General features: G+C 29.8%; 14 protein-coding genes. All 14 read right to left on the bottom strand.

Annotation, left to right across the window (positions count from 1 at the left end; translation table 11 throughout):
• Positions 1-9: 9 nt before the first annotated feature.
• A complete protein-coding gene (locus tag E5347_RS12945) occupies positions 10-588 on the bottom strand; it encodes a TetR/AcrR family transcriptional regulator (protein ID WP_136007649.1) in 579 nt (192 codons plus the stop codon).
• A 218-nt stretch (positions 589-806) separates the two neighbouring features.
• Complete coding sequence (locus E5347_RS12950; RefSeq protein ID WP_136007650.1) at positions 807-1,202, bottom strand: bacteriohemerythrin; 396 nt, start codon at positions 1,200-1,202, stop codon at positions 807-809.
• 802 nt (positions 1,203-2,004) lie between these two features.
• Positions 2,005-3,387: a 23S rRNA (uracil(1939)-C(5))-methyltransferase RlmD gene (gene rlmD, locus E5347_RS12955; protein WP_136007651.1), complete on the bottom strand. Its 1,383-nt coding sequence runs from the start codon at positions 3,385-3,387 to the stop codon at positions 2,005-2,007.
• A 675-nt stretch (positions 3,388-4,062) separates the two neighbouring features.
• The gene (pyk, locus tag E5347_RS12960) at positions 4,063-5,481 is read right to left on the bottom strand and encodes a pyruvate kinase (RefSeq protein ID WP_136007652.1); all 1,419 of its coding nucleotides are present in this window, start codon (positions 5,479-5,481) and stop codon (positions 4,063-4,065) included.
• 105 nt (positions 5,482-5,586) lie between these two features.
• On the bottom strand, positions 5,587-6,546 hold the full coding sequence (gene pfkA, locus E5347_RS12965) for a 6-phosphofructokinase (RefSeq protein WP_136007653.1): 960 nt from the start codon (positions 6,544-6,546) through the stop codon (positions 5,587-5,589).
• A 602-nt stretch (positions 6,547-7,148) separates the two neighbouring features.
• A complete protein-coding gene (locus E5347_RS12970; RefSeq protein ID WP_136007654.1) occupies positions 7,149-10,700 on the bottom strand; it encodes a DNA polymerase III subunit alpha in 3,552 nt (1,183 codons plus the stop codon).
• A gap of 21 nt (positions 10,701-10,721) precedes the next feature.
• The gene (whiA, locus tag E5347_RS12975; protein WP_136007655.1) at positions 10,722-11,672 is read right to left on the bottom strand and encodes a DNA-binding protein WhiA; all 951 of its coding nucleotides are present in this window, start codon (positions 11,670-11,672) and stop codon (positions 10,722-10,724) included.
• 85 nt (positions 11,673-11,757) lie between these two features.
• Positions 11,758-13,005 carry a sensor histidine kinase gene (locus E5347_RS12980; RefSeq protein WP_136007656.1) on the bottom strand — a complete coding sequence of 416 codons (1,248 nt, stop codon included), beginning with the start codon at positions 13,003-13,005 and terminating at the stop codon, positions 11,758-11,760.
• A gap of 196 nt (positions 13,006-13,201) precedes the next feature.
• Entirely contained in the window at positions 13,202-14,539 is a 1,338-nt protein-coding gene (locus E5347_RS12985; protein WP_136007657.1) for a gluconeogenesis factor YvcK family protein, read from the bottom strand.
• Positions 14,536-15,420, bottom strand: coding sequence for an RNase adapter RapZ (gene rapZ, locus E5347_RS12990; protein ID WP_136007658.1), 885 nt, complete (start codon positions 15,418-15,420; stop codon positions 14,536-14,538). The genes E5347_RS12985 and rapZ overlap by 4 nt, the downstream gene beginning before the upstream one ends.
• 116 nt (positions 15,421-15,536) lie before the next feature.
• On the bottom strand, positions 15,537-16,637 hold the full coding sequence (gene hisC / locus E5347_RS12995; RefSeq protein WP_136007659.1) for a histidinol-phosphate transaminase: 1,101 nt from the start codon (positions 16,635-16,637) through the stop codon (positions 15,537-15,539).
• Positions 16,638-16,845: 208 nt separating this feature from the next.
• Entirely contained in the window at positions 16,846-17,637 is a 792-nt protein-coding gene (locus tag E5347_RS13000) for a TIGR00266 family protein (protein ID WP_136007660.1), read from the bottom strand.
• A 26-nt stretch (positions 17,638-17,663) separates the two neighbouring features.
• Positions 17,664-18,146, bottom strand: coding sequence for an LURP-one-related/scramblase family protein (locus E5347_RS13005; RefSeq protein WP_136007661.1), 483 nt, complete (start codon positions 18,144-18,146; stop codon positions 17,664-17,666).
• 330 nt (positions 18,147-18,476) lie between these two features.
• Positions 18,477-19,397, bottom strand: a complete 921-nt coding sequence (murB, locus tag E5347_RS13010; protein ID WP_136007662.1) for a UDP-N-acetylmuramate dehydrogenase — start codon at positions 19,395-19,397, stop codon at positions 18,477-18,479.
• Positions 19,398-19,475: the final 78 nt, after the last annotated feature.

Raw genomic sequence — 19,475 nt, forward strand, 5'->3', positions numbered from 1 at the left:
ATTACCCTCCTATTCAAAAATACTATCTATAAGATTATCAATCATAAAGTCAAATACATTTATCGGATCACATAACATACTCTCCTTTTGAGTTATAGTAATTAACATTGCAGATAAAACAGAAATAGCTAAATCTTCTTCAATCTTTAGTTTAAGAAAAGGCTTATCTAACATACCTTTTGCACCAATATAACTTTTATTAGATAGGTCATTTCTTTCTTCCTCACTTAATTTATTAAAGAAGCTTATAAAATCTACACTCTTTGTATCATATATAAAACTACTATTGATATACTCACTAAAAATTTCCTTAAGGGCATCAGCTACGCCATTTTTATTAGGGCTCAGAGCAATTTTTTCTTCAACCACTTTATATAAGTTTTCTTGAACTTCTTTTAATGTATTATAAAAAAGTTCTTCTTTAGTTTTAAAGAAAATATAGAAAGCTCCTTTAGAAATTCCAGCATTTTTACATAGTTCATCAACACTAGTTTTTTTATATCCGTACCTTTGCCAACTATATTTACATTCTTCTATTAGTTTATTAGTAATTATTTTCTTCTCATCATCAGTGAAACCCTTAGGCATATTATCACCTCTTTCAAATATATATGACTAAAAATATTTTTATAGTTATATATATTATATACTTATTCACAGACTGGATCAATTGTGATTTATATTTATATTTTTTATAAAGAAAATCATAGCTTCCAGTACATTATAAATACATTTTTAAGAATTAATCTGAGGAAGGTCAAGGTCTTAAATAAAGCTATCTAAAAGTAACATTCTTTATAATATTTCTAACCTATGCTTACATACTGCTTATCTTCTATTAAAACATGCTGAACTAACCATTCTGTGAGAAACTTCATTAACTCAAGTAAATGACTTTGTTTATCTTCATCAATAATATTATAATCTATTGAGTCAATTTTATTTATCAATTCTTCATGTTTTAACTTATGTTCAAAAAATTTCTTATATCTAATAGACACCATATATTCTTCTTCAGCTTCAAAGTGATATTTAGTGTAACTTTTTAATTCTTCTATGGCTGTTATAATTTGATCGTATTTATCAATGATAAACTCATTATTATATAGCTCATAAATTCTATTAAATAATCTAAATAACTCTTTATGCTGCTTGTCTATTAATTCTATCCCAGTCTTATACTTGTCGATCCATTCAATCATATTTACAAATCCCCTTTTAGAATGATAAATAGCCTAACTTTTGAAATTTTTCTTTTTATCATTATTATTATCTAACTAAATTTGTACTTTAAATGGCTGATTTAAAATAATCTATTCTATATTCCCCAATATCATTTTGACTATCTCTCCCCTTAATGTTCCTCAGAAATAATTACAAAATAATTATAATATAGTCACATTATAAACTTCAATAAAATACTTGTAAAATTGTGTTAAATTTTGTCGTTAATTCACTTTGCAACTCATTTCAAAATGAAAATTTAACCCTTTACTAATATACTTATATATGTAATTTAATATATTATATTATGTTGTACTGTGTTAGATTGTAACTCTTATTAAAGTTATTTAGCATTTTTTAAGCAAAAATAACCAGTCAAGAATAACCTTTCATTCTCAACTGGTAATATCTTTAATACTTATTTAATTCTAACTTAATTTATCTTATTGATTCTTATTAACAATTTCAGCAGGGGATTGCTTCCAATCAGACTTCACAAGTTTGTCTTCTTGGTCAATCTTTGCATGGAACGTACTAATTACTTTTCTTCGTCGCTCTGCTCCTTGATAAGTAAAGTTACGTTCTCAGCAGTAGGTTCCATTCCAATCATACTTCGCTCAGCTTGTATTCTTGGTGAACCCTTGCATGGAACGTACTAATTACTTTTCTTCGTCGCTCTGCTCCTTGATAAGTAAAGTTACGTTCTCAGCAGTAGGTTCCATTCCAATCATACTTCGCTCAGCTTGTATTCTTGGTGAACCCTTGCATGGAACGTACTAATTACTTTTCTTCGTCGCTCTGCTCCTTGATAAGTAAAGTTACGTTCTCAATATGACTTGTCATTGGGAACATGTCTACTGGCTGAACTTCTTCTGTTTTATATCCTTGTTCTTCTAGTATCTTTAAATCTCTTGCTAAGGTACTTGGATCACAGGATACGTACACTACTTTCTCAGGCTTTGCTTTTCCTATAGCTTCTAGTAGTTTTATATCACAGCCCTTTCTTGGTGGATCTACTACTATAACTTCTGGTACAATTCCTTTTTCAATTAATTCTGGTATTACTTCTTCTGATTTTCCTACAAAGAATTCTGCATTTTCTATATTATTTATCCTTGCATTTTCCCTTGCATTGATTATTGCTGGTTCTATTATTTCTACCCCATATACCTTCTTTGCTTTTTGAGATAGGAATAATGTTATAGTTCCAGTTCCACAGTAAGCATCAAATACTGTTTCCTCTCCTGTTAATCCTGCATATTCTAAAGCCTTTGAATAAAGCTTTTCTGTTTGTACAGGATTTACTTGGAAGAATGATAATGGTGAAATATTAAACTTAAAGTGATCTATGTAATCTGTTATTGTATCTTCTCCCCATAGAGTTATACATTCTTGACCTAATATTACATTAGTATTTTCTTTATTTACATTTAAAACTATACTCTTTATTCCATCTATCTTTTCTACTATTTCATTTATAAATTCATTTATGTATGGAACCTTATCTTTAGTAGCTACTAAAACTACCATTACTTCATTTGTTGTGAAGCCTTTTCTAATCATTATATGTCTTATTAAACCTTTTTTACTAAAAACTCCATCAACACTTGCTGGCTGAATATTATATTTCAACATCCATTGTCTTGCTAAATTAGTAACTCTATCTGCCACCTTATCTTGTATTAAACAAGTATCTAAATCTATTATGTTATGACTTCTTGAGGCATAGAATCCTATATTAAGTTTTCCCTTTACCATTCCTACTGGCAATTGAACTTTATTTCTATATCTTTCTGGATTATCCATTCCAATTGGATATTTAACTAACTCTTCAGATAATCCACCTATTTTAGTTATACAATCTTTAACTCTTTCAAACTTATAATCTAATTGCTTTTTATAACTCATATGCTGAACTGTACATCCACCACATCTTTTATAAATACCACATTTAGGCTCAACTCTTTCTGAAGAAGGTTCTATTACTTCTAGTAACTTTCCATAGGCATAATTTTTCTTTACTTTTACTATTAATACCTTAACCTTTTCTCCTAAAATTGCTCCTTCTATAAATATAGGATAGCCTTCTATTTTAGCTATTCCTTCACCTTCGTAACCAATGCTTATAATATCTAATATATATTCTTTATTCTTTTCAACCAAATTACTCACCTCGTAAACTTTGTAAATTTGTTTATTCCTAGAGTTTCATCTTATAATAGCACAAAAAATTATAATTTTCTATTATCTATATTTCAATTAGTAATCCATAACCACATTCTTATAATATTGTAAGCTTGAACTTTTTTGTAGTAAATTATCTAAATTCAAAGCATATAGTTTTTATTTTTATATAAGTTGCTTGGATAATTTCCTAACTCAAATATTCTAAACATAGTCTATCTAATAAAAAAATATAAAAAAAATGGCATCTTTTCAGATGCCCAAGTTCAGAATTTTGTTGCCACTTAATTCCATATTAATATTATTATAATATTCATATCATAATATACATTATAACTTAACTTTTATCAATATAAATATGAACATTTTGTTAATTATCCATATTAATATAAATTTTATACTTTATTTATACTAATATTTAACCATAAGTCGCCTATATAGTTTTTAAATGATAATAATAATCAATTAAATAATAATTTTTGAAATTTATTAAAAGTAAACGATAAATTATTCTTTATTTCCAATGTAATAATCTAGTTATATTCTAATTTATTAATGAGAAACTCAGACCCTTAATATAAAAATATTAATTCACAAGATTAATTGTTAACTGTTAATTGAAAAAAGGTTGCCTTTCGGCAACCTTTTTATATATTATTCTACAACACTTACTCTTAATAGGTTTGTAGCTCCAATCTTATCTACTGGAACTCCTGCTGCGATTACAACAGTATCACCCTTCTTAACAAATCCATTTGTTTCTGCAACCTTAACTGATTCTTCCATCATATGGTCAGTTGATTGCATTTGTCCAGATACTACTGGATAAACACCAAAGAATAAAGCTAATTTCTTAGCAACTTTTTCATCTGGAGTTACTGCAACTATTGGACAGTCTGGTCTACATTGAGATAGTCTTCCAGCTGTTGCTCCACTTTGAGTTGAAGATATAATAGCTGAAGCTTGTAATTCAAATGCAGCGTTTGCAGCAGCTCTTGAAATAACTCCTGCTATTGCAGGTATGTGGCTCTTAGCCTTTGAAGTAGCTATTTCATAGTGTAATTGGTTTTCTGCTTCTACAGCTATCTTAGCCATAGTTTGAACAGCTTCTACTGGCCAATCTCCGTTAGCTGATTCTCCTGATAACATTATAGCATCTGTTCCATCATAGATAGCATTAGCTACGTCTGATACTTCTGCTCTTGTTGGTCTTGGGTTTCTGATCATAGAGTCTAACATTTGTGTAGCTGTTATAACTGGCTTTCCAGCTTCGTTACATTTTCCTATTATCATCTTTTGAACAGCTGGTAGTTTTTCCATAGGAATTTCAACTCCTAGGTCTCCTCTAGCTACCATTATACCATCAGAAGCTTCAATTATAGCATCTATATTATCAACACCTTCTTGGTTCTCTATCTTAGAGAATATTTGAATGTGCTCTCCACCATTTTCTACTAATACTTTTCTTATAGCTTCAACGTCTGCAGCTTTTCTTATGAATGATGCAGCAACTAAGTTAACTCCGATTTCACAACCGAATTTTAAGTCAGCTATATCTTTTTCTGTTAATGCTGGTAATTTTATTGATACTCCTGGAACGTTAACTCCTTTGTGAGTTCCAACAAATCCAGTGTTCATAACTTTACAGTTGATTTTCTTTCCATCAATAGATTCTACTTTTAATCCAACTAAACCGTCATCTATTAATATAGTATCTCCTGCTTTAACATCGTTTGCTAAACCTTCATAAGTAACTGTACACTTAGTAGTGTCTCCGATTACTTCTTCTCCAGCATATATTACAAAGTTATCACCAGTTTTTAGTTCAACTTTCTTTGGCTCAAACTTACCTGTTCTTATTTCTGGTCCTTTAGTATCAAGCATTATAGCTATTTCTTTATTATGTTTCTTTGCTAATTCTTTTACTAAATTAATTCTTCCTGCATGCTCAGCATGATCTCCATGTGAAAAGTTATGTCTTGACGCATTCATTCCTGCTTCTATTATCTTAGATAATACTTCTGGACTTTCACTAGCTGGTCCTATAGTACAGATCATCTTAGTTTTTCTCATGTAATTAACACTCCTTCAATTCTATATATAATATTTTCAGCTTACTTAAAAGCTTAATTTATTAGGTAATAAGAGTAATTAATTTTACTCTCCAATATAAATTAATTATGATGAAATTTCATTTGCCATTTCAAATAACTTATCATCAAATTTTCTATCTAAAGCTAAAGCTTCATCTATATCATCATCGATTATTTCGTTATTTCTAATTCCAATAACTCTTGAAGTTTTTCCTTCTAATAATACTTCAACAGCTTTTGAACCCATTCTTGATGCTAAAACTCTGTCATTTGCAGTTGGGCTACCACCTCTTTGAATATGTCCTAATACGGTTGCTCTAGTTTCAATTCCAGTAACACTTTCAACATATTCAGCTAATTCTTGAGCTCCACCTACACCTTCTGCTAATAGCACTAGGTTGTGAATCTTACCTTTTTGTTTTCCTTCTAATATTACCTTACATAATTCTTCTTTAGAGTATCCCTTTTCTGGAGTAATTATATATTCAGCTCCACCTGCAATACCTGCATATAAAGCTAAATCTCCACAATCTCTTCCCATAACTTCAATTATAGAAACTCTTTCATGAGAAGTTGATGTATCTCTAACCTTATCAATAGCGTCAATTACTGTGTTTAATGCAGTATCGAATCCAATTGTATAATCAGTATAAGTTAAGTCATTATCGATAGTTCCTGGTAATCCTACAGTTTTAACTCCAAGCTTTGATAGTAACTTAGCTCCTGTAAATGATCCATCTCCACCAATAACTACTAATGCATCTACTCCGTAAGCTTTTAATATCTTTGTAGCTTTAATTCTTACTTCTTCTTTTTTAAATTCAGTACATCTAGCAGTTCTTAAAATAGTACCACCTCTATGGATAATATCTGATACTGATGATCTATCCATACTAAATAATTCACCGTTAATTAAACCACTATAACCTCTTTGAACTCCTACTACTTCAAGTCCATGATGTAAAGCAGTTCTTACGACAGCTCTTATCGCTGCATTCATTCCTGGAGCATCTCCACCACTAGTTAAAATAGCTATTTTTTTCATGTTGTTTCCTCCTTAACACCACTGGGACAAAGGTTGTCCCACTTTATGTGGAATTATCCATTTTTTATTTACTATAATAAATTTAAATTATTTACCTTAATCATTATTCTTTACTAAATTCAATCACTTTATTTATTTTACTTGCAACTCTAACTTTATGCAACTAAAATAAGTGCAATATTACGATTTTTATCGACTTTTTATTCACTCTATTTTATATTATAACCTAATTAAATAATAATTATAGATTAAAATAAAAAATTTTCTTATTTTACTTTTGTAAATTATTTCATTTACATCTTTATCAATTAAAATAGCCTTTTTATGTAAATAATCAAATCTTATAATTCAAATTTTCTCTTTGAATTATAACCTCTGATTTTTAAACATAATTTCTAATATGAAACCATTAGCTAAACCTTATTATTTTATATAATCTATAGAATATATACTAATATTACGCTTTCAATTTTTTTTTACTTGTAGGCTTCAAAAGCAAAATCTATTTTCAGTAATTTTAATTAAACCACTTTCCTACTTATAAATGTAAATTGATATACGGATTATAATGTTAATTGATATAAGGCTGCACTAAAGCAGCCCTATATTACTTTTATATTATCATCACCAGCTAATTCTCTTAGATAATCTAATACATCTGACTCTAAGTTAACCCAGGTATCTCTTGTCATTCTATATTGCTTCCTATCCTCTTCAGTGAATAAATATACAGTAGTATCACCTTTAAAATAATCTGGCATTACTCTTAACTCTTTCATTAGTTTCTTACCTTCATCTAGATTCTTACTTCTTATATATACCTTTGAAGTATTTATCTTTTCTAAAGGCTCTACACTTTCACATATTAACTTAGGTAATTCATCTTCCTTAATATTAACCCTACCTTTGATTACTACTAGAGCATCTTCTTTTAGAGAATCTCTAATTTTATCTAAGGTTTTTGGGAATACTATTACTTCTATTACCCCAGTTAAATCTTCAAGTTTTAAGAATGCCATTATAGTATTGTTCCTAGTTATTTTTTGATTATACTCAGCAATTATTCCTCCAAGTATAACTCTTTCATCATCATGAATAATTTCTTCTGGTAAATCTTCCTGATTAAAACTTTCTTTAATTATTTCATATGATTTATTAATTTTTTCGATACTTGTTGATGTTTGAACTTTTAAACTTTCTGCATATTCATCTAATGGATGACCTGATAAATATAAACCTGTCATTTCTTTTTCCATAGCTAATAAATTTTTCTTTGGAAACTCCTTTATATTAGGATAATTTACTTCTGGAAGTTCAAGTTCTTCTTCCAACCCAAAAAGGCTAATTTGACCATCTATATTTCTTCTTTTCTCATTAGCTATTCCATCCATTAATTTTTCATAAACTGCAAGCATTTTAGATCTAAATACCTCAAATTTATCTAGGGCTCCAGCCTTAATTAAGCTTTCAATGGCCCTTTTATTAACTGTAGATAAATCTAACTTATTTATAAAATCTATTAATGATTCAAAGTTACCTTTTTTAGCCCTTGAATTAACTATTGCTTCTACAACATTGTAACCTACATTCTTTATAGCTGCTAATCCAAATCTAATTTTATCACCTTTAACAGTAAATTTAGAATAGCTTTCATTTATATCTGGAGGTAGTACCTGTATGCCTAACCCCTCTGCAAAAGCTATATAGTGAGCAACTTTTTCACTAATTCCCATTACAGAGTTAAGCATAGCTGCAATAGTTTCTACAGGGTAATATTTCATTAAATATGCAGTTTGATAACCTATAACTGCATATGCTGCTGCGTGGGACTTGTTAAACGCATAGGAAGCAAAGTCCATCATTTGATCAAAGATCTTATTTGCAGCTTCTTCTGAAATTCCATTACGCTTACATCCTGGAACCTCAATATTACCTTCTTCATCTACAACTCCATAGATGAAGTTCTTTCTTTCTTCTTCCATAACCTTGTGCTTTTTCTTAGACATTGCTCTTCTTACAAGGTCACTTCTTCCCATAGAGTACCCAGCAAGTTTTCTAACGATCTCCATAACCTGTTCTTGATATACCATAACTCCATAAGTTACGTTAAGTATATCTTCTAGTTCTGGTGCTACGTATTCAACCTTATCTGGATTTTGCTTACACTCTACGTATCTTGGTATCTCGGCCATTGGTCCTGGTCTATAAAGGGAAATACCCGCTATAATATCCTCAAGGCTATCTGGCTTTAACTCTTTCATAAAGGAAGTCATTCCTGGAGATTCTAATTGGAATACACCAGCTGTTTTTCCTTCACCAATCATCTTATATACTTCTTTATCTTCAAAATCTATTTTATCTAAATTGATATCTATTCCTTGGTTTTCCTTAATCATTTTAACAGCGTCATTCATAACTGTCAGAGTTCTAAGTCCAAGGAAATCCATCTTTAGAAGTCCAAGTTCCTCCAATGTAGTCATATCAAATTGAGCTACTACAGATTCATCATTTTTTTGAAGCGGTACATATTCAACTAATGGCTTAGATGCAATAACTACACCTGCTGCATGAGTTGAACAGTGTCTTGGCAAACCTTCTAAATCCTTACTTACATCAATTAATTCCTTAACTCTATCTTCATTATTATAAGCATTTTTAAGTTCTGGATTAATTTCTAAGGCCTTATCTATAGTTATTCCAAGCATATTAGGAATCATCTTAGCTATTCTATCAACTTCAGCATAACTATAATTCATAGCTCTACCAACATCCCTAATACAAATCCTTGGAGCCATTGTTCCAAAGGTTACAATTTGAGAAACATTATTTACCCCATATTTCTCAACTACATAATCTATAACTTCTTGCCTTCTTTCATAACAGAAGTCACTATCTATATCTGGCATACTTACTCTTTCAGGATTTAAGAATCTTTCAAAAAGTAAGCTATATTTAATTGGATCTATTTTAGTTATACCTAATGTAAAGGCAACTATTGATCCAGCGGCAGATCCACGTCCCGGTCCCGTAGGAATTCCATTTTCATTAGAAAATCTTATGAAGTCCCAAGTTATTAAGAAGTAGTCTACATATCCCATCTGTTTAATAACAGAAAGTTCGTACTCTAATCTCTCAATATATCCACAAGCTTCTTCATTTTCTTTGAAATAATCCACAACTTCATCAACATTTAGTGGTTTATTTCTGAATTCAGTGAAGACTTCATACCTATCAATTAATCCTAAGTAGCATTGCTGCCTTAAATAATCATAAGGTCCTATCCCCTCTGGTACTGGGAATTTAGGAAGCTTTGATACGTGAAACTCGTAATCAAAGTTACACTCCTCTGCTATTTTAGTTGTATTCTCTAATGCCTCTGGAACATATGAAAACATATCCCACATTTCCTCTTGAGACTTTAGATAAAACTGATTAGAAGGATATCTTCTTCTATTAGGATCATCCACAGTTTTAGCAGTTTGAATACACATTAATATATCATGAGAAGCTGAATCTTTTTTATTTATGTAATGAACATCATTAGTTGCAACTAAAGGAATTCCAGTTTCCTTAGATAACTTAATATTAGCTTCTGTAACCTTCCTTTGTTCATCCATTCCATGATTTTGTATTTCAAGGTAAAAACCATCTTTAAAAATATCCTTATATAATAATGCTACTTCTTTTGCCTTATCATAGTTGTCTTTAAGATGCCATTGTTGCACCTCTCCACCTAAACAAGCACTAAGAGCAATAAGCCCCTCACTATGTTCTCTTAAGAAATCATGATCGACCCTTGGCTTATAATAGAACCCTCTAATAGAAGCTTCGGATACTATTTCCATAAGATTCTTGTAACCTTGTTCATTCTTAACTAATAAAACTAAGTGATGGGTACTATTTTCTTTATCATTAACCTTAATATCCATAGACTTTGCCGCTATATATACTTCACAACCAAGAATAGGCTTTATACCATTCTCCTTAGCCTCTTTATAAAAAGCAACACATCCATACATAACTCCATGGTCTGTAATAGCTATACTATCCATTCCAAGCTCTTTAGCTCTACTTATAAGCTTTTTAATTTTTCCAGAGCCATCTAGCAAGCTATACTCTGTATGAAGATGTAAATGAGTAAATTTTTTCTCCAAATAAACACCCCCTTTGGATTGCTAATATGTTCCTGATCTTATTTCTTCAGCTATTTTTTCTATTTTTCTTAGTCTATGATTTACTCCTGACTTTCCTACTGGTGGTTCTAGCATTTCTCCAAGTTCCTTTAAGGACTCATCTGGATAGCTAAGTCTAAGCTCTGCTATTTCTCTTAAATTCTTAGGTAGTCTTTGTAATCCAATTTCTCTTTGTATTAACTTTATGCTTTCAACTTGCCTTACAGCAGCATTAACAGTTTTACTTAAATTTGCTGTTTCACAGTTCACTAGTCTATTAACATTGTTTCTCATTTCCTTCATTATTCTTATATTTTCAAGCTCTAATAATGATGTATGAGCTCCAATAATACCTAGAAGGTTCGATATTTGTTCACCTTCTTTTATATAAATAATAAAACTATTTTTTCTTTGAATAACTTTAGAATTTAATCCAAAGGTATTAATTAGCTTAGATAAATCTCTAGCATATTCTTCGCTATGAGTTACAAATTCTAGGTGATAAGTTTTTTCTGGGTTACTTATACTTCCCCCTCCAATAAAGGCTCCTCTTATATAAGCCCTTTTTAACTCTTCTCCCATAACCATATTTTCATCTATTCTATAATCTAAAGTTAATACACCATCAACTTCAGCAAATATACCAGTATCTCTTAAAAGATCCCTGACACCCATATCTTCCTCAATAAGAACCATATAAATATTATTCTTTTTTAAAGAATTACTTTTCTTAACCATTAACTTAGAGTGAATATTAAAATGCTCCTTAAGTAAGCTAAATATGTGTCTTGCTGTAGCTGGATTCTCGGTTGTTATTCTAAAGGATAATCCAAGTCCGCTAAAAGCTATAGTTCCACTTACTTTCATTATTGCCGAAATTTCAGCTAATGCTTCTTCCTTACTTAATTCAGAGTATCTGCATATTTCTCCTTTTACTTTTGATGAAAATGACATATTGCCTATTCTCCTTATAATCTAATCTATCAAATAATTATAACACAAATAGCAAAAATTTTTATAAGAATTTATTACCTAAGATTTAGATAAAAATTTCAATAACTAGATAATTATCTACTAACCTTGCATAAATATTTCCTTTATGCTTTTTAACAATTTTTTTCACATTATATAGTCCATATCCTCTTCCAGTTCCCTTACTAGAGAATCCTTTTTTAAAGAATCCTTCTATATCGTCATTAGATATTTTAAGACCCGAAATTGAATTCTTAACCTCAATTCTATACCTTTCAAGCTTACTGATATTAATAGATATATTTTTTTCTAATGCATTCTTACTTGCTTCAATAGCATTATTTAGTAAGTTACTTAACATAATAGTTATTTCTGAATCATCTAAACCAGAGTTATCCATGTTAGATTTAATATTATAGTTTAAACTTACTCCAATTTGTTCACATTCTACAATTTTACTATATAGAACAGCCTTTACTACAGTACTCTCAATTTCTAATATTGAACTTAAATAACTTCCATCTTGAATATTTCCTACATACTTTCCAGCTCTCTCTTTCATTTCTGGAATACTCTGTGAAACTTGTATCATGGAGTATAGCATATTAATATGATTCTTATACTCATGCTCATTAGCTTTTATATTCTGAATTATCTCATCAAGTAATGGATTATATGCATTCTTAACTTCCATATTCTTATTTTTTAATATAGTTTTATGAAGACTCTTATAAAAACTTATATTTAGAAAAATATTAATAAATATAAGCATGTTAATTTCTATTATTACTAGATCAGGTAACTTACCACTATCATATATTATTTTAAATATCATAAAGAACATAAAAATATTAATCATAATATTTGATATAAGTAAATTATTTTCTATATATTCTTCAAAATCTATATCTTTTTTTTCTCTTAAGATTTTTACCACTATAATTAATACTATTATGCTTAACCCATATAGTAATAACTGAAGATACCTTAGTTCCTTAGTAAGACCTGTTATAAAATATAAAATAGTAACTAAAGAATTCTGAAGAACAAAAGTAACTACTACACAAAGAATCATTTCTGTTAGAGTTAAATTCTTATCCTTTTTATCTATATATGATATTGCTACTATCTCTAAAACTAATAAGACTACATATACAAATAAAGTATTTAATTCACTAAAAATAAAAAATAGATAGCTACACACAGCCACAACTATACAATATTTTAGTAAATTTTTAATTTTCCCATTATTAAATAAACCATTGTAGAGTATAACATTTAACATCATCTCAATAAAAATCATTAAAACAACCATACTATAAATCCCCTTTGCCTCAACACCATCTTTTAAAATTTTCCTTAATATACTATATTTTAACAAAACTTTTAATATTTTTCTATATTCCTTATAATTATTACTGAATTTCAACAGATAATTACCAATAAAGACAAAAAGAAGATTGTCGAAAAATATAAAAAATTCCATTTTTCAACAATCTTCTCACTTAAATTTACTTACTTTTTTTATCTCTTTCTTTTATTTTCTGAGAAACATACATATATTCAATAATTTTCTTTCTATCATATAAAAGTTTCTTTTCCATTATAGTATCTACTAAAACTTCAGCTAAATATTCTGAATCATGCTTTACATAGCCTTTTTCAATCTTAGCTAAAGAAGCTTCTATAACTTCAACCCCTAGACTTTTAAGTTCCTTACTATCTAAATCAACTAGTTGAGATCCATCTTTTAAATACTTTTCTTTAACATCTGCAGGTATATCTCCCCTATTTGCTATTACATAGTTTACTATTCCTCTACCGCCATACTTCTTTAAAACCTTTATATGGTCTGAAGCTTTAAAACCATGTGTTTCTCCTGGTTGAGTCATAATATTAGAAATATAAATTTTTATAGCATCACTTTTTCTAATATAATCAGAAATATCCTTAACTAAAAGATTAGGTATTACACTAGTATAAAGACTACCAGGCCCTAGAACTATTGCATCAGCTTCTTCTATAGCCTTTAATGCATCCTTTAATGGCTTTGCATCCTTAGGTTCTATCATAAGCTGTTTTATTCTTGAGTTTTGCTTTATTGCTTCTTCTGGTATCTGGGATTCCCCTTCAACCACACTACCATTTTCAAGCCTTGCTACAAGCTTCATATCTTCTAAAGTTACTGGTACAACCTTCCCAGTAACTGCTAGTACAGAACTCATTTTTTGAACTGCATCCTCAAAGTTCTCACTTACCCCATCCATTGCTGCTAAGAATAAGTTTCCAAAGCTTTGATTTTTCAATCTCCCATCAGGAAATCTATATTGAAGTAGCTCTTCCATTAGAGGCTCTGTATCTGCAAGTGCTAATATACAGTTTCTTATATCTCCTGGAGGTAGCATTCCTAGGTCTTCTCTTAAGTCCCCAGATCCACCGCCATCGTCAGCAACTGTTACTATTGCAGTTATATTAGAAGTATAGTACTTTAACCCCCTAAGCATAGTGGAAAGACCCGTCCCCCCACCAATAACTACTATCTTAGGACCTTTTACTAATAATCTTTTTTCATATATTAAGTTTTCCATTTTTCTACTATCAATTGATAATTGAATATATCCTTTATTATTTAAAGCAATTATTGACTTCATACTTTCAATAACTGAAATATAAATAACAAGTACTCCTGTTATATTTAAGAATATATAGAATATCTTATAGTAAACATCGTAAACCCTTCTTACAGCAAGCTCTGTAAATCCAAAAGCAATTAATAATATTCCAAATATCCCAAAGAATAACCACCGCTTTATTTTAACTCCTGGCCTTAACCAGTCTTTAATTCTCATAGCTTCTTAGCTCCTTGGTGCACATCCTCCCTTATATCTCTATGCTCTACAGAGACACTATAATTTCTTTTAGCTAATGTTTCATATAATGAATTTGCTATTGCAACTGATCTATGTCTTCCACCTGTACATCCAACAGATACAATTAATTGCCTTTTTCCCTCTTTCTTATAATAAGGAATTAAAAACTCTAATAAATCATCTGTTCTTTTTATAAATCCCTTAGTTTCTTCCTGGGCTAAAACATAATCTCTTACTGGTTCATCATTCCCTGAGAAAGGCTTAAGCTTAGGTATATAAAAAGGATTTGGTATAAATCTAACATCAAAAACTAAATCTGCATCTACTGGGATTCCATATTTAAATCCAAAACTTAAAACAGTTATTGAAAGATCCTTTTCTGGCTGCTGTGCATTCCCATAATTTTTACTCATTTCTTCTCTTAAGTCTTTAATAGCATACTTAGAAGTATCTATTATTATATCTGCTCTATCTTTAACTTCTCTTAGTTTCTTTCTTTCCTCATTTATACCTGTAATAATTCTACTTCCAGGTGCTAAGGGGTGGCTTCTTCTACTTTCCTTAAATCTTTTAACTAGAACTTCATCTGAAGCATCTAAAAATAATATTTCATATTTGAACTCTTGAGCCTTTAAATAGTTAAGACTTTCAAATAGATCGTCAAAGAAAATTCCACCTCTAATATCAATAACAAGTGCAACTTTATCTATTTTCCCTTGACTTTGAACACAAGCCTCAGCAAATTTCGGTATTAACTTTGGAGGAAGGTTATCTACGCAAAAATATCCCATATCTTCTAGACTTCTTGTTGCTTCTGTTTTACCTGCTCCTGATAATCCTGTTACTATTATAAATCTCACCAAAATTACCTCCCTTAACTTTTAATTTTATATTTAAATTATATCATAATAACCTTACTAATTTAATAAATTTAAATATTTAAAAAGGAGAAAAGCCTTAACTTTCCTCCACTATATTATTTATCCCTATTTTCAATAGCCTTTTTTAATAAATCACAAAACTCTATATTTTGTTCTTTAGTTCCAAGGCTTACCCTTATCCATCCTGGCATATCTAATAAGTATCCTGGTCTTATTATATAACCACTTCTTAATAAATATTCATGTATTGGCTTATCATCTCCATTTACATTTACCATAATGAAATTTGCCTCTGAATGTATATATTCAAGTCCCATTTCCTTAAATGACTTATATAATACTTCTCTTTCCCTAGCATTATACTCTTTAACATTAATTATAAAATCATCATCTTCAATAGCTACTAAAGCTGCTCTTTGAGCAAATAAGTTGACATCAAAAGAATTTATGACCCTATTTAAATAATCAACTATTTCCTCTTTAGCTATTCCATATCCAAATCTTAAAGAAGCTAATCCATAAGCCTTTGATAATGTCTTTAATATTATCATATTAGGATACTCCTTTAATAATTCTAAAGAGTTCGGAAAATCCTTTGAAGTTACATACTCACCATATGCTTCATCCATAACTATAATTACATTTTTAGGGATTCTTCCAATTACCTTATCAAATTCTGTTTTAGTGAATATACCGCCTGTAGGATTGTTGGGATTACAGAACCAAATAACTTTAGTATTATCTGTAATAGCTGAAACCATAGCTTCTATATCTAATCCATTATTTTTTAGAGGGATTTTTACTGGTGTTGCTCCCATCAGTATTGTATTGCTTTCATATCTAGGAAAGGTGATTTCAGCCATTATGCTTTCGTCGCCTTTATCTAAAAAAACTTCACATATTACATTAATTAAAGAATCCGATCCTGCCCCACAGAAAATCATATCCCTTGTTACATTAAGCTTCTTACTTAATGCTTCCTTAAAATCATATGAAGATGCATCTGGATACATATTCATTTCACTAACTAATTCTACTATAAGCTTCTTAACCTTCTCTGAGGTTCCCAATGGATTCTCATTAGATGCAAGCTTTACAACTCTATCTATTCCATACTCCCTCTTCACTTCTGATATTGGCTTTCCTGCCACATACTTACTAAGTTTTTTAACTTCTTCTCTAACTTTATACTCCATCCTACTTCGCTACGCGATTTGCAATTAACAATTGTTAATTGTTCATTATTCACTGTTAATTGAGCGCAGCTCCCTCCCCCTTTTGTTATTTATTGTAATATACTTTTCTTTCAATTATATATAAATTAGAGAAAAGTTTCCACCCCTATATTTTGAATATATTTCTAACAGACTTTCGTAGCCATATATTGTCTTTATTTCTTCTATTCTACCTTTCAAATATATTTCCAAAGGAGCCTAGTACACTTCCCTGGTCAACTGATTTCCCCATATTTTGAGGTGCTGATGCATATACTCTAGATGCAAGTTTACTAAAAGGTAAACTTTGAATCCAAACTTCTCCAGGTCCAGTTAATGTTGCAAAGAATAAACCTTCTCCACCAAAAACTGCATTTTTTATTCCACCTACAAATTGTATATCATAGTTAACATTTTGAGTCATTGCAACTAGACAACCTGTATCTATTTTTAATGTTTCTCCTGGCATTAGAGTTCTCTTTACTATAGTTCCACCTGCATGAATAAATGCTAATCCATCACCCTCAAGCTTTTGTAGTATAAATCCTTCTCCACCAAAGAATCCTGTACCTAGCTTTTTAGTAAAGGCTATTCCAATACTAACTCCTTTGGCACAACATAAAAAAGAATCTTTTTGACAAATTAATCTTCCACCATAATTTCTTAAATCCATAGGTAATATTTTGCCTGGGTAAGGCGCTGCAAAGGCAACTTTTTGTTTTGTCATTCCAGTATTGGTGAAAGCAGTCATAAATAGGCTTTCACCAGTGATTACTCTTTTGGCAGCACTTCCAAGTTTACCAAAGAAACCTCCACTTTGAGATTTTTCACTACCATCTCCAAAGATAGCATCCATGGTTATATAATTATCCATCATCATCATTGCCCCTGATTCTGCTACCACAGTTTCCCTTGGATCTAATTCAATCTCCACAAACTGCATTTCATTCCCTTTAATTTCGTAATCTACTTCATGTGCCATTTTATAAAATCCTCCTAATTTTATTATTAATTGTTGTTATGAAATCTTACCATATCAATCATAATAAGCAATCCAATAAAAAATGTTGTATAATTTTCATCTAATACTTCTAGAAAGTATCTGTCTCTTCCAAAAGTAAATTCTTTATCTATTCTTCCTACTACTGTTCCAGCAATTTTAATCTCATAATGTCTTCCCAAAACACTAGTACTTTCCATTACCATATCTCCATATATTCCTGATATATTATATTCAGGAATCATAATACTTTTATCTATAACAGCTATTTCATGCATGTTTTCATCATATGCAATATATTTATGAGCTCCTATTCTAAATTTTTGTTTTAGGTATAATATTTTCCTATTATTTGAATCATATACGCTTACATTTTTACCTATATCAAACTTATCCCCTTCAGCAATAAAAACCTTGTTGTCATTTTCATCATAAATATCAAACTTGGCTCCGAAAGCTATTAATCTTTCTTTAACATAAAATTTTCTCATATATCCCCCTAAAACATTTATTATTAACTTTAAATATAGTATATTATACCACTTAATGAGTGTCAACATTTTTTATATTTTAATTTCATCTATTCATATCTTATGCCAGAATAATTAAAGTAAATCTAACTTTGTCCTTATAAATTAAATTTAACACCAAGATATCAATTATACATTTAACTCTTAAATATCAGATATCAATCTCCTAAATATTAAGTAATAATTTATTTCCTTATGCTATTAATATAAATAATCATAGGTTTCATATATAAAATAAAAATACTCTATATTTAAGTAACTTCTCTTACTTAAATATAGAGTATTTATAATTTATTTTTTATCTTCACCAATTATTCTAACTTCTGGATGAAGCTCAACATCAAATTTTTCTCTAACTTCATTTTGAATATGTGCTATTAAATCTAGTATATCTTTAGCTGTTGCATTGCTTTTATTAATTACAAAGCCTGAATGCTTTTCTGAAACAGCCGCTCCACCTATTCCATATCCTTTTAACCCAGCATCTTGAATTAATTTACCAGCATAATAACCTACTGGTCTTTTAAAAGTACTTCCTGCTGAAGGATATTCTAGAGGTTGTTTTGATTCTCTTTTATTAGTTAGATCTTCAACAATTTCTTTTATCTTTCTAACTTCGCCATGTTTTAATTTAAACCTAGCTGATAAAACAATGTAGTTCTTCTTCATTACTACTGAAGATCTATAACCTAGCTCTAATTCATCCTTTGATAAAACCTTAATTTCACCATTGTTATCTATAACTTCAGCACTCTCTATTACATGAGCAATTTCTCCATCATAGGCTCCAGCATTCATAAATACAGCTCCACCTATAGTTCCAGGTATACCACACGCAAATTCAAAACCTGTCAAAGAATTATTTAAAGCTTCATTAGATACATCTTTCAGCATAGCTCCACATTCAGCTTCAATTACTTCACCTTGAACTGTAATGTTTTTTACTTCATTAAATTTTATTACTACACCTTTAATTCCGCCATCTCTTACTAAAAGGTTTGACCCATTTCCTACTACAAAGTAAGGTATGTTGTTGTTCTTACATATTTCTATAGTCTTTACAACTTGATCTTTATTTTCAGGAATTAATAGAATATCAGCAGGGCCACCAACTCTGAAATGAACATAATTTTTCATTTCTGCATCTACAATAACATTTTCGCTTTTATAAAACTCTTTAAATAAGCCTTCAAATTTCTTATATTGATTCATACCTAACTCCTTATAAATAACCAGTAATACTTACATAGTATAAATTAAAATTTATTAATTAACAACCCATTAAAGCCA

This window comes from Clostridium sartagoforme (assembly GCF_004794105.1).
Lineage (GTDB): Bacteria > Bacillota > Clostridia > Clostridiales > Clostridiaceae > Clostridium > Clostridium sartagoforme_B.